The 12,752-nt window shown below is 65.5% G+C and carries 12 protein-coding genes; 7 read left to right on the top strand and 5 right to left on the bottom strand.

Annotated elements, in window-relative coordinates:
- Nucleotides 1–161 precede the first annotated feature (161 nt).
- Nucleotides 162–938, bottom strand: coding sequence for an SDR family NAD(P)-dependent oxidoreductase (locus ACVWW6_RS41615; protein WP_161536258.1), 777 nt, complete (start codon nt 936–938; stop codon nt 162–164).
- 75 nt (nt 939–1,013) lie between these two features.
- Between ACVWW6_RS41615 and ACVWW6_RS41620 the strand changes: the two genes are divergently transcribed.
- Entirely contained in the window at nt 1,014–1,475 is a 462-nt protein-coding gene (locus ACVWW6_RS41620) for a MarR family winged helix-turn-helix transcriptional regulator (protein ID WP_271550820.1), read from the top strand.
- A 168-nt stretch (nt 1,476–1,643) separates the two neighbouring features.
- Here ACVWW6_RS41620 and ACVWW6_RS41625 read toward each other — a convergent pair whose 3' ends face one another.
- On the bottom strand, nt 1,644–2,438 hold the full coding sequence (locus ACVWW6_RS41625; RefSeq protein WP_011089986.1) for an SDR family oxidoreductase: 795 nt from the start codon (nt 2,436–2,438) through the stop codon (nt 1,644–1,646).
- 85 nt (nt 2,439–2,523) lie between these two features.
- On the bottom strand, nt 2,524–3,219 hold the full coding sequence (trhA, locus tag ACVWW6_RS41630; RefSeq protein ID WP_011089987.1) for a PAQR family membrane homeostasis protein TrhA: 696 nt from the start codon (nt 3,217–3,219) through the stop codon (nt 2,524–2,526).
- Between the two features lie 179 nt (nt 3,220–3,398).
- Between trhA and ACVWW6_RS41635 the strand changes: the two genes are divergently transcribed.
- Both ACVWW6_RS41635 and ACVWW6_RS41640 read left to right on the top strand, forming a co-directional pair.
- Complete coding sequence (locus tag ACVWW6_RS41635) at nt 3,399–4,868, top strand: YcjX family protein (RefSeq protein WP_456682819.1); 1,470 nt, start codon at nt 3,399–3,401, stop codon at nt 4,866–4,868.
- The gene (locus ACVWW6_RS41640; RefSeq protein ID WP_028172938.1) at nt 4,865–5,896 is read left to right on the top strand and encodes a YcjF family protein; all 1,032 of its coding nucleotides are present in this window, start codon (nt 4,865–4,867) and stop codon (nt 5,894–5,896) included. The genes ACVWW6_RS41635 and ACVWW6_RS41640 overlap by 4 nt, the downstream gene beginning before the upstream one ends.
- 114 nt (nt 5,897–6,010) lie before the next feature.
- Here ACVWW6_RS41640 and ACVWW6_RS41645 read toward each other — a convergent pair whose 3' ends face one another.
- Entirely contained in the window at nt 6,011–7,576 is a 1,566-nt protein-coding gene (locus tag ACVWW6_RS41645) for a glycosyltransferase family 39 protein (RefSeq protein ID WP_304553902.1), read from the bottom strand.
- Nucleotides 7,577–8,050: 474 nt separating this feature from the next.
- Between ACVWW6_RS41645 and ACVWW6_RS41650 the strand changes: the two genes are divergently transcribed.
- The 4 genes from ACVWW6_RS41650 to ACVWW6_RS41665 all read left to right on the top strand — a co-directional run bounded on the left by ACVWW6_RS41650 (nt 8,051) and on the right by ACVWW6_RS41665 (nt 12,026).
- Complete coding sequence (locus ACVWW6_RS41650) at nt 8,051–9,781, top strand: adenylate/guanylate cyclase domain-containing protein (protein WP_404523908.1); 1,731 nt, start codon at nt 8,051–8,053, stop codon at nt 9,779–9,781.
- A 326-nt stretch (nt 9,782–10,107) separates the two neighbouring features.
- Nucleotides 10,108–11,307 (top strand): SorA family sulfite dehydrogenase catalytic subunit, encoded by a 1,200-nt coding sequence (sorA, locus tag ACVWW6_RS41655; protein ID WP_456682820.1) that lies wholly within the window; start codon nt 10,108–10,110, stop codon nt 11,305–11,307.
- A gap of 12 nt (nt 11,308–11,319) precedes the next feature.
- Nucleotides 11,320–11,628 (top strand): SorB family sulfite dehydrogenase c-type cytochrome subunit, encoded by a 309-nt coding sequence (gene sorB, locus ACVWW6_RS41660; protein ID WP_456682821.1) that lies wholly within the window; start codon nt 11,320–11,322, stop codon nt 11,626–11,628.
- 197 nt (nt 11,629–11,825) lie between these two features.
- Nucleotides 11,826–12,026 carry a cold-shock protein gene (locus tag ACVWW6_RS41665; protein WP_008563500.1) on the top strand — a complete coding sequence of 67 codons (201 nt, stop codon included), beginning with the start codon at nt 11,826–11,828 and terminating at the stop codon, nt 12,024–12,026.
- Nucleotides 12,027–12,199: 173 nt separating this feature from the next.
- Here the strand turns inward: ACVWW6_RS41665 and ACVWW6_RS41670 are convergent, their stop codons facing one another.
- Nucleotides 12,200–12,661: an Lrp/AsnC ligand binding domain-containing protein gene (locus tag ACVWW6_RS41670; RefSeq protein ID WP_011089995.1), complete on the bottom strand. Its 462-nt coding sequence runs from the start codon at nt 12,659–12,661 to the stop codon at nt 12,200–12,202.
- Between the last annotated feature and the right edge of the window lie 91 nt (nt 12,662–12,752).

Consider the following 12,752-nt stretch of genomic DNA (forward strand, 5'->3'; position numbering starts at 1 on the left):
GATATCCACATCGTCGTCCCGGCGAAGGCCGGGACCCATACCCACAAGCAGGAGTTTGGCGAGGACTCGTAGTGGGAGTGTCGCACCATAACTCCTTCCTGGGGTTATGGGTCCCGGCCTTCGCCGGGACGACACTGAATTTGCCGCACCACCGCCCGAAACTACGACGCCAGAAATCCCCCGTCCGCGGCCAGCACGTGCCCGACCACGTAGGACGCGGCGTCGGACGATAGCCACACCACCGCTTCCGCCACCTCCTCCGGGCTCCCCATCCGCCGCAACGGCAGGCCTGCGGCTACCGTCGCGACGTCGCCGACGCCGGCACGCAGCATCATGTCGGTGACGACGCGGCCGGGGGCAATGGCGTTGATGCGGATGCCGCGCGGGGCGTTCTCCATGGCGGCTGAGCGCGTCAGCGAGATCGCCGCGGCTTTCGAGGCCGAATAGAGCGAGAAGCCGGGATTGGGATTGCGCACGCCGCTGACGGAGGCATTGACGACGATGCTGCCGCGGCCTTGCGCCAGCATCGCCGGCAATTGATGGCGCAGGCACAGGAACAGCGCGCGGACATTGGTGTCGAACACGCTGTCGTAGATCTCCGTGCCCTGCTCTTCCAGCGGCGCGCGGCGCTCCTGGAAGCCGGCATTGTTGAAGGCAACATCGAGCCGGCCGCAACGCTCGACGGCGGTTCCGACGAGGCGCGCGACGTCGTCCTCGCGCGTGATGTCGGTCTTGAGCGCGATCGCGGCCGCGCCGACCTCGCGGCACGCCGCGGCGGTCGCCTCGATCTCGGCTTCGCGCCGGCCCGCAATGATGAGCGCTTCCGCGCCTTCGGACGCCATCCGTAGCGCGGTGGCGCGGCCGATGCCGCTGCCGCCGCCCGTCACCAGACAGACCTTGCCCCTCATCCGCTGACCAGCCGGCAAAGTTCCGCTCATGGGCCACTCCAAAAGGCTTGCGGGCGCCGCTGCACGCATATAGTTGTATGATACAACTATATGCCGGGAGTCAAGATGGCCGGGCTTTCTCTGATCGACGACATCCGCGCCGCCTCGCGCCTGATGGTGCGCGAGCTCGGCTTCATGGATGCGACGGTGGCGGCGTCGGACTATCCGCCCTCAGCCGTGCATACCATTCTGGAGATCGGCATCCGCGGGCCGATGACCTCGGGCGAGCTCGGCGATTTCCTGCGGCTGGAAAAATCCAGCGTCAGCCGCCTGGTGCGCAAGCTGATCGATTGCGGGGAGCTGAAGGAGACGCCTGACGAGCTAGACGCACGCAGCAAGCTGCTGTCGCTGACGGCCAAGGGCCGGCGCACGCTGGAGGCGCTGCATGAATTCGGACGGCAGCAGGTGCGCGGCGCACTGGCGGCATTGACGGAGGCCGAGCAGCGCACGGTGCGCGAGGGCATGATGCTCTATGCCCGGGCGTTGCGGCAGAGCCGGGTGGAGGACGAGGCGGAGACGGCAGCGTAGCCCGAGCCTCGCCATCGTCGTCCTGGCGAAAGCCAGGACCCATTACCCCAGGGGGTAGTTTGGCGAAGGCTCGTCGTTCGGTACGACGACCTCCCACAATAGATAGATCACGCGGTATGGGTCCTGGCTTTCGCCAGGACGACACCGAGATGGCGGCACCAGCCTTCCCTATTTCCCGAACTCTTCCCGCATCTTCGCCTGGATCTTCGCCATGCCGCCGATCCAGCGGTCGTAGTTCTCGGTCTTCTTGCGCATGTAGCCGAGCACCTGGGGGTGCGGCAGGATCAGGAAGGTCTCCTGCGCCAGGCCCGCGAGCACGTCACTTGCGACCTGCTCCGGCGTGAGATCGCCGTCGCCGGATTGCGGGCCCTTCGGGATCGAGCGCAGCATGTTGGTGTCGACGCCCTGCGGGCAGAGGATCGAGACCTTGATGTTGTCGGCCTTGTGCGAGATCGCGAGGTTCTCGGCAAAGCCGACCGCGGCGTGCTTGGTGGTGGAATAGGCGGGGCTGCCGACCTGCGACAGCAGGCCCGCGGCCGAGATGGTGTTGAGGAAATAGCCGCCGCCCCGCGCCTTCATCCGCGGGACCAGATGCCGGGCCGCGTAGACATGCGCCATGACGTGGATCGCCCAGCTCCGCTGCCAAGGCTCGTCGGAGGCGCCGCCGGCATTGACCGACATCGGATCGAAGCCGCCGCCGATGCCGGCATTGGAGCAGAACAATTCGATCGGTCCGAACTGCCGCTCGGTCTCCTCGATGACGTGGGCGATCTCTTTTTCCTGCGCGACGTCGCATCTGAAGGCTGCGCCATCGACCATGGCAGCGACGGCCCTGGCGTTGGCGGCGTCCATGTCCGCGACGACGACCTTGGCTGCGCCCGCCTTGTGAAACGCCTCGCACAGCGCCTTGCCGATGCCATTTGCGCCGCCCGTGACGACCACGACCTTGCCGGTCACCTGCATGCGACGTCTCCTCTTTTCTTATAGCGCTTCGCTTGTCTTATACCGCTCTTATACCGCTTGGCTTATTCCGCGTCGCGGGTCCTGCTCAGCTCAACACGAGGTCGAGCACCGCGGTATAATGGCACGCCGCACCGGCCAAGACAAAGCCGTGCCAGATCGCATTCTGGAAGCGCAGCCGCCGCCAGGCATGGAAGATCACGCCGAAGCTGTAGAGCAGCCCGCCCGCAAGGATGAAGCCGAGCACCAGCGCGGGCAGCGCCTTGACCACCGCGTCGTAGAGCATCACGCCGCTCCAGCCCATCGCGAGGTAGATGCCGACCGCGACGCGGTCGAACCGGCCGGGATAGCGCAGCTTCAGCACGATACCGACGATCGCCACGCACCAGACGCAGACGAGCAGCGCCAGCGCGAAGACGCTGGCTTTCAGCTCCAGGATGAACGGCGTGTAGGTCGCGGCGATCAGGAGATAGATCGCCGAATGGTCGAAGCGCCGCAGCAGCCATTTGACCGGCGAGACCGGCCAGAGATTATAGGTCGCCGACAGCACCAGCATCGAGAGCAGGCCGGCGACATAGATCGAGACCCCGACGATGTCGGTGGCGTCGGCATAAAGCACCGCAAGCACCACCAGAACGGTCGCGGCGACGGTACCGGAGAACACACCAACCGCATGGATGATCCCGTCGGCGATCAGCTCGGCCCGGTCGTAGTTCCAGCCGATCGCGTCGGCTGCAGCATGGACGGAGGTGGATGCAAACTGTTTCAATTGGAAGACGGTCATGGCAATCCGCAAGGCAAGACAATGCCCTTGTTGTATGGGTCTTTCGGGATCGGCGCGTCGTTCAAACGGCTGATTTACCGACAAAGGCGGTGGAAGTATGAAGCTTGATTTTCCTCATGCAATTGCCACCTTTGTGAACAGCTTCACTTTTCCGCCCGCCGAGATCCCCTAACGTTCACATGGCATTCAGTTTCCAGGATATGGTCGAAGAGGCGCGCCTGTCGGCCCGGGCGCTGATCGACTATGGCGAGCACTTCTTCAATCCGACGGTGCGGCTCGGGGTCACCGGCCTGTCGCGGGCCGGCAAGACGGTGTTCATCACCGCGCTGATCCATGGGCTGACGCGCGGCGGCCGGTTTCCGGTATTCGAAGCCTATGCCTCGGGCCGGATCGCGCGGGCGCATCTCGCGCCGCAGCCGGACGATGCCGTGCCGCGCTTTGCCTATGAGACCCATCTGCGCGCGCTGGTCGAGGAACGGCACTGGCCGAATTCGACCGTCGACATCAGCGAGCTTCGCCTCGTCGTCGACTACCAGCGCCACAACGGCGCCGATCGCACCCTGACACTCGATATCGTCGACTATCCCGGCGAGTGGCTGCTCGACCTGCCGCTGCTGCAAAAGAGCTACGAGCAATGGTCGGCGGAGAGTCTTGCGCTCTCGCGCGAGGCGCCACGCGCTCATCTTGCCGCCGGCTGGCACGCGCATCTTGCCACGCTCAAGCCTGACGCGCGCGAGGACGAGCAGGCGACACTGACAGCCGCAAAGCTCTTCACCGATTATTTGCGCGCGTGCCGCGAAGAACGCTTTGCCATGAGCCTGCTGCCGCCCGGCCGCTTCCTGATGCCCGGCAATCTCGCAGGCTCCCCGGCGCTGACCTTCGCGCCGCTCGACGTGCCCGTCGGCGGCCAGGCGCCGGACGGCTCGCTGTGGGCGATGATGGTGCGCCGCTTCGAAGCCTACAAGGACGTCGTGGTGCGTCCTTTCTTCCGCGATCACTTTGCGCGCCTCGATCGCCAGATCGTGCTGGCCGATGCGCTCGCCGCGTTCAACTCCGGACCCGAGGCGCTGCACGATCTCGAAGCCGCGCTCGCCGGCATTCTCGACTGCTTCAACATCGGCCGCAGCACCTTCCTCACCAGCCTGTTTCGGCCGCGCATCGACCGCATCCTGTTCGCGGCGACCAAGGCGGACCACCTGCATCATTCCAGCCACGACCGTCTCGAGGCCGTGCTCCGCCGCGCCGTGACGCAGGCGGTGGCGCGCGCGGAAAATACCGGCGCGCAGATCGACGTGGTGGCGCTCGCCGCGGTGCGCGCCACGCGCGAGGCGCAGGTCGCCCACGGCCGCGACAAATTGCCGTCGATCCTGGGAACACCGGCGGCGGGCGAAAGCGCCGGCGGCGAGTTCTTCGACGGCAACACGGAGGTTGCGACCTTTCCCGGCGACCTGCCCCTGGATCCCGAGCCGCTGTTCAACGGCACGGATGCCTTCCGCGGCCTCTCGACCGAGGCCGCCGAGAAGAGCGACTTCCGCTTTCTGCGCTTCCGCCCGCCAAAGCTCGCGCGAGAGAGTGACGGCGAGCCGGCGCTGCCACACATCCGCCTCGACCGTGCCTTGCAGTTCCTGATCGGAGACAAGCTCTCATGAACGAGCGATCCCCGCCGCGGCGGCCGGCGACGTTCCGGCTCGACGATCCCGGCGTCGTCGTCACCGAAGCCGACGAGACGGCGCGGCTCGGCCGCGGCACCATCCAGATCACGCCGGAGCACGATCCGGCGACATTGCCGGTGCCGATTGAAGCCGTGCTGCCCGCACGACGCGGCCTCCCCTGGGGCGCGCTGTTCTGGTCCGGCCTTGCCGGGCTGACGCTGCTCGGCGTCGGGCTCGGCGTGGTTCATCTGATCGAGGATTTGTTTGCGCGCAGCGAAAGCCTCGGCTTCGTCGGGCTCGCCTTCGCATTCGTCACCGCGCTTGCGCTCGCGGTGGTGATCGGGCGCGAGGCGTATGGACTGGCGCGCCTCGCGACGATCGAGAAACTGCATCAGCGCGCGGCCGCCGTCCTTGCCAGCGACGACCGCAAGGAGAGCCGCGTCATCGTGCAGGACCTCCTGAAGATCGCGCACCAGAATCCGCAGCTCGCACGCGCCCGCGCCACGCTGGAGAGCCACACCGGCGAGATCATCGACGGCGCCGACATGATCCGCCTCGCCGAGCGTGAATTGATGTCGCCGCTCGATGCGGAGGCGCGACGGCTGGTGTCGTCAGCGGCGCAAAAGGTCTCGATCGTCACGGCCGTTTCGCCCCGCGCGGCGATCGACGTGATGTTCGTGTTCGTCGCCGCGCTGCGTCTGATCCGCCAGCTTGCGTACCTGTATGGCGGACGGCCCGGCGCGCTCGGCATGATCCGCCTGCTCCGCCACGTCATCGCCCATCTCGCCATCACCGGCGGCATGGCCGCGAGCGACAGCCTGGTGCAGCAGATGCTGGGCCACGGGATTGCAGCGAAGCTGTCGCAACGGCTGGGCGAAGGCGTGCTCAACGGATTGCTGACGGCGCGGCTCGGATTGGCCGCGATCGAGGTGACACGCCCGCTGCCCTTCGCGGCGCTGCCGCCGCCGAAGCTGTCGGATCTCGCGACGGATCTGCTGCGGAAGAAGGAGGGCGAGGAGGAGTAGCTTCTTCGCCTCTCCCCGCTTGCGGGGAGAGGCCGGAGCGCATCGCCAGATGCGATCCGGGGGAGGGGGACTCTCCGCGAGTCCAACTGTCACCTCCCCCGCGGAGACTCCCCCTCACCCCAACCCTCTCAGCGCGAGCGAAGCTCGTCGCGCATCGGCCTTCGCCAAGGCTTCGGCGGACAAGAGCGGGGAGAGGGAGAGGAAAGCCAGCACGCGCCACTGGAACAGCGGCGAATCCTTCGGCGGGGACAGCTCCGGGGTCCAGCCGGTGAGCTTTTCAAGCACGTAGGTATCGGTCAGAACACCGCGCCAGCGGCGTTCGACCCGACCGAGCTGCTCGCGCTTCGCGGGAATGTCCTCCCACAGCGATAAACGATTGTCGGGCTCGCGCCCGACATAGATGCCGGCGCGGCCCTTGATCCGATCGATGCCGGGATCGCGGAAATCCTGGAAGCGGCCGCGCTCGTTGATCTCGATGACAGGCACGCGGCCCCTGAACAGCCAGCGCATCATGGCATAGGTGCGGTAGTCCGTGGTCGCGATCCAGGTCGCGCCGGTCTCGTCCAGCGCAGCCTGCGCGCGCGCTGCAACCTGCTCGTAGCCGGCTTCGGCGCCGATCGGATCGATCTTGCCGAGGAAATTCCAGGGCGCGGCGACGTAGTAGAGGAACACGATGACGACGAAGGCGATGCCCGAGACGATCGCCGTATTCGCCCAGAACAGGCTCGACCGGATCATCCGCGCCGACCATTTTTCACGCGGCAGCATGACGAGGTTCACCGCGGCCGCGGCGAAGCCGACCGGCCACATGAACATCGGCCAGGTGTCGCCGACCCGGAGCGTCAGCGATTTCGCGAGGAAATAGAGGAACGGCACCAGCACCGCGGTGGACAGCAGGATCGCGACCGGCTCGCGCGAGCGATAGCCGCGCCATGCCGTGATCACGAGGCCCGACAGTACCACCGGGAACATGACGAAGCCGACGAGACCGAATTGCAGGCCGATGTAGTCACCGACGGTGCGGAGCGAGATGCCGTAATTGGCGGTGGCGCGCACGCCCTGGAACCGGAACGAGGCCCAGTCGTGCTGCGCATTCCAGATCAGCACCGGCGAGAACACGGCGATCGCAACCAGCACGGCCAGATAAGGGTAGGGACTGCGCAGCCAGCGCCAGCGCCAATCCGGCACGAGAAGAAAAGCGGCCACCGCCGGCGCGAACATGATCACGGTGAATTTCGACAGCATCGCCAGCCCGGCGAACAGCCCCGCTGCCAGCCACCAGCATCCGTCATCGCTCTGCGCCAGCCGCACCAGCGACCAGATCATCGCGACCGCGAACGGGATCATGGCAACGTCAGGCGCGACCTTGGCCATCAAGAGGCCGTAGTAGAGCGCAGCCTCCGGCATCAGCACCGCCAACACGACCGCACGCGCATCATGGGTGAGGCGGCGGACGATGTCGGCGAGCAGGAGTTGCGTCACCAACATCGCGACGATGCCGCCGAAACGAACGCCGAGCGCAGTGTCACCGAAGATCGCGGTGCCGAAACGGATGAGCCAGGCGATGCCCGGGGGATGATCGAGGAAGCTGAGCGCCGCCTCCTTCGACCAGGTCCAGTAGTAGGCCTCGTCGGTGCGCAGCTCGATCGCGGAGGCGTAGACGATGCGCAGCAGCGTCATCGCGGCGATGACGAGCACGGCAGCAAGGATGAGACGGCGTTCGGCGCCGTCTGGCTTCGCGGAGATGTCGGGAGCGATCGTCACGGCCGCGCTTTTCCCCGACTTGGGAGGGGGAGTCAATGTGGGGGATATTGCCGCCATCTGCTGTCGTCCCGGACCAACGAGCGAAGCGAGTGCAGATCCGGGACCCATACCCACAGGGAGGGGTTTGGCGAAGACTCGGAGTTACCAGCCTGCCCGCAACTACTCCCTGTGGTATCGCGACGAGCGCAAGCGCTCGCGCGGGGGTCCCGGATCGGCGCGCGCCTGTGGGCGCGCTTGTCCGGGACGACAGCGGAGGCTGACCGCGGCAGCGCGCCTTTGCCCACCCTACGGTTTCGTAACCTTGCCGCGCATGTGATCCCGAAAACTGTCCACCGCTGGAATTAAACGCTAGGCTGGCTGTTCTCCTTCATGAACTGATACAACCGAATCATGGCCACCGCTCCTGTCCACATGCCCGAACTCGTCCGCGCGACCAGCGTGCGGCAGGTGCGGCTTGTCTGCGGCGTCATCCTGTTCTCCTATGTGATCAGCCATTTCCTCAACCATGCGCTCGGCAACGTCTCGGTCGATGCCATGGAGGTCGGGGTCTACTACCACACCGCATTCTGGCAGTTCCTGCCGGTCGCGATCGTGTTCTACGCCGCCGCGCTCACCCATATGGGGCTCGGCATCTATGCGCTGTATCAGCGGCGGCAGTTCCGCTGGCGAACGATCGAGCCGCTCCAGCTCGTGCTGGGCTTGAGCATCCCCGCCCTGGTCATGGCGCACGTGATCGGTGTGCGGCTCGGCCAGACGCTGTACGGACACCAAAAACTCTATCCGCAGGAACTCTACCTGTTCTTCGTCGCGTCGAACCGCATCTGGACCATGACGATCCTGCTGATCATCGCCTGGATCCACGGCTGCATCGGCATTTATTTCTGGCTCCGCCTCAAGCCATTCTTCACGCGCGCCGCGCCCTATCTGCTCGCGGCCGCAGTGCTGATCCCGACGCTGGCGCTGCTCGGCGTCTATCAGGGCGGCCGCAGCGTCGCGATCGAAGCCGACGACGGGGAATGGCGCACGCACAACCTCACCCGCCGCCAGGTCGGCACGGTCGCGGAAGCCGACACGCTCGACCGCATCACCGGCGGCCTCACCATCGGCTATGTCGGCCTGCTCGGACTGGCGCTGGCCGCGCGCGGCGTGCGCGCCTTGCGCGAGCGGCGCGGCGGCATGATCGCGCTGTCCTACGGCAACGGCAAGACCGTGCGGGTCCCCAAGGGCCTCTCCGTGCTGGAAGCGAGCCTGCGCCACAATGTGCCGCATGCCAGCGTCTGCGGCGGCCGCGCCCGCTGCTCGACCTGCCGCATCCGCATCATCGGCGATCATGGCGCCCTGCCCGAGCCGTCACAGCGCGAGGCCTTCGTGCTCACCCGTGTCGGTGCCACCGACCCTTCGATCCGCCTCGCCTGCCAGTTGCGGCCGACGTCGGATCTCTCCTTCTTCCAGCTCTTCACGGCCCATACGCTCTCGGCGAGCGGGCAGGCCTCGACGCCCGCCAGGATCGGCCAGGAGCGCTATCTCGTCAGCCTGTTCGTGGACATGCGCGGCTCGACGCAGCTGGCCGAAAAGCGGCTGCCGTTCGACACCGTCTTCATCGTCAACCGCTTCCTCGGCGCGGTCTCGCAGGCCGTGGTCGAGAGCGGCGGCCAGCCGAACCAGTTCGTCGGCGACGGCATGCTGGCGCTGTTCGGGCTGTCGGCCGATCCGCAACAAGCCTGCCGGCAGGCGCTGAAGGCCGCCGCTAGCATCGCCACGCATATCGACGAGCTCAACGAGCTCCTGAGCCACGATCTGCGCCAGCCGATCCGCTTCGGCATCGGTATTCACGGCGGCGAGGTCATCATCGGCGACATCGGCTATCGCGATCACATCGTGTTCACGGCGCTGGGCGATGCCGTCAACGTCGCCGCCCGCCTCCAGGACATGACCAAGACGCTGGCCTGCGAGGCCATCGTCTCGGAGGAGGTCCGCCGCACCGCGGGCCTCGCCGACGACGCGCTGCCGCAGCAGGAGGTCGCGATCCGCGGCCGCGACGAGCCGATGGCCGTGCGCGTGGTTGCGGACGCCAGGGAGCTGTCGATGCTGGTCGATCGCGGCGCGCGGGTGGCGGCGTAAGACAACAACGAGCGCGGTGCGCTCCCTCTCCCGCTTGCGGGAGAGGGTTGGGGAGAGGGTGTCTCCGCAACGGGACAGTCCCCTAGAGGAAAGAGCCCTCACCCGCGCCTTCGGCGCGACCTCTCCCGCAAGCGGGAGAGGTGGAGCGCACCACCGTCGCGGCGACAGCTCGACTCTCATTACGAACGCAACACCGGCTTGCTGCAACGCAGCGGCATGGGCCTGCTGCGAAAGCACGAATTGACTTCATCGGCATCGTTGCGACAGATGAATGCAGGATCGCGGTGATGACCGCGAGCCAACGAAAAGCTCCGGGAGGGGACCAGATGTTCGATCGACGCGACCTGCTCAAGGGAGCGGGGCTTGCCGCCATGGCGGCCACACTGAATTCAACCAAAGCGCTGTCGCTGGACACCGTCACCCTGCCCTTCGCCAACGGCGAACGGCCGCTGGTGAAATATCCGCAGAAGCGGCCGATGATCGGCCTGACCAGCCGGCCGCCGCAACTCGAGACCCCGTTCGCGGTGTTCAACGACGGCCCGATCACGCCGAACAACGCATTCTTCGTGCGCTATCATCTCTCGGACCTGCCCTACAATCTCGACCCCGACAAGTTCACGCTCGAGATCAAGGGCAAGGTCGACAAGCCGCTCAAGCTGTCGCTCAAGGACATCCGCAAAATGAAGGCGACCGAGATCGTCGCCGTCAACCAGTGCTCCGGCAACAGCCGCGGCTTCTTCGAGCCGCGTGTCGCCGGCGGCCAGCTCGCCAACGGCGCGATGGGGAATGCACGCTGGCGCGGCGTGCCGCTGAAGACCGTGCTCGATATGGCCGGCGTGCAGGCCGGCGCCAAGCAGGTCACGTTCAACGGCATGGACGGCCCGGCCAGCGACAAGACGCCTGACTTCGTCAAGGCGCTCGACATCGATCACGCCAGCGACGGCGAGGTGATGCTGGCCTACGGCATGAACGGCGAGGACCTGCCGTTCCTCAACGGCTTCCCGCTGCGCCTGATCGTGCCCGGCTATTACGGCACCTACTGGGTCAAGCACCTCAACGAGATCACCGTCATCGACAATGTCTATGACGGCTTCTGGATGAAGTCGGCCTATCGCATTCCTGATACCCCGAATAATGCAATCGAGCCCGGCACCACGCCGAAGGCGACGATCCCGATCAACCGCTTCACCATCCGCTCCTTCATCACCAGCGTGCCTGACGGCGCCAAGCTGAAGGCGGGAGCTACGACACTGCGCGGCATCGCCTTCGACGGCGGCAAGGGCATCAAGGACGTCGCGGTCTCCACCGACGGCGGCAAGACCTGGACGAGCGTGAAGCTCGGCAAGGATCTCGGCAAATACTCGTTCCGCGAATGGAAGCTGCCGGTGAAGCTCGCGGCAGGCTCCTACGAGCTCAAGGTTCGCGCCACCGGCAATGGCGGCGAGACCCAGCCGGACACGCCGCGCTGGAACCCGGCGGGTTATTTGCGCAACGTCGTCGAAACCGTCCGCGTCAGCGTGGCCTGAGGGAGCATGATCATGCAGCGCACCGTTCTCCTCGCCATCTCGCTCGCTCTCGCCGCCGGCATCACTGCCGCGACTGCGGCGCCCGTCAATTACCAGCTGCTGGACGAGGTCGCCGCCTTCAAGCCCGGCCCCAATCTCGAGGTCGTGCAAGGCAATTGCAGCGCCTGCCACTCGGCCGACTACATCAACACGCAGCCGCCAATGAAGGACAAGAAGGGCTTCTGGCAGGCCGAGGTGACCAAGATGATCAAGGTCTATGGCGCGCCGATCGACGATGCGGATGTCGGCAAGATCGTCGATTACCTAGCCGCGACGTATTGACGGAGTGCGGGCCAATTGACCGCGAAACGGGCAAAACCGGCAAAAACGCCGCGAAGTTGAGCGGAATTCGGCAAAAGGCTGATGTGGTTTGAGCTACCAAGCCTGCCACAATCCGCGTATCCTGTTAAGACCGAACCGGCCGGTTGGCGGGGACTGGCGGTTCGAGATCTCGGAGGAAGACCCGCGGAGAAGTCGTGATGGCTAAAGGTACGGTCAAGTGGTTCAACCCGACGAAGGGTTATGGATTTATCCAGCCTGCGTCGGGTGGCAAGGATGTGTTCGTGCATATCTCGGCAGTGCAGAAAGCCGGTCTGTCGACCCTCAACGAGGGACAGACGGTTGAATACGAAGAGATCGCAAACCGGGGCAAGACCTCCGCAGAAAACCTCAAAGTATAAGCCCGCCAGCGTTTAGCTGCCTCCCGGATCAAATCCGGGAGCGAGGCCAAGAAAATTTCAGAAGACGGCCAGTGCATTCGACGACGGGCGTTGCGACTGCACAGGGATAGCTATTTTTCCCGCGAAGACCGCTCATTCAACGCCACGGCAATGACAATCGCGACGGCACTTCCCTAGCCCACCGGCAACGGTGCGTCGCGCTTGATCTCCTCCATCACCGCGTAGGTCCGCGTCTCGCGCACGCCCGGCATCGACAGCAGGGTCTCGCCGAGGAAACGCCGATACGCCGTCATGTCCGCAAGCCTCGCCTTCACAAGATAGTCGAAGCCGCCGGCAACCATGTGACACTCCAGGACTTCAGGCGCGAGTTTCACCGCGCGCGCAAAGCGCTCGAAATTGTCCGGCGTGGTCTTGTCGAGCAGCACCTCGACGAACACCAGAAGCCCGAGGCCGAGCCGGTGCGGATTGAGTCGCGCGCCGTAGCCTTCGACAAAACCCTCGCGCTGCAAGCGCTTCAACCGCTCGCCGATCGATGTCGGCGACAAGCCGATGCGTTCGGCGAGCTCGACATTGGCGATTCGCCCATCCTCCTGCAAAATCGAGAGGATTCTCCGGTCTAATCGATCAAGTTCCATATTTTATCTGGCTATAGTGGCATCTATCTTCATTTTCTAAGGCAAATCGGCTAACTTGTCTATCGAACTCCGGTAACGCGGGCCTTATCCT

Source organism: Bradyrhizobium sp. USDA 3311 (genome assembly GCF_054062495.1).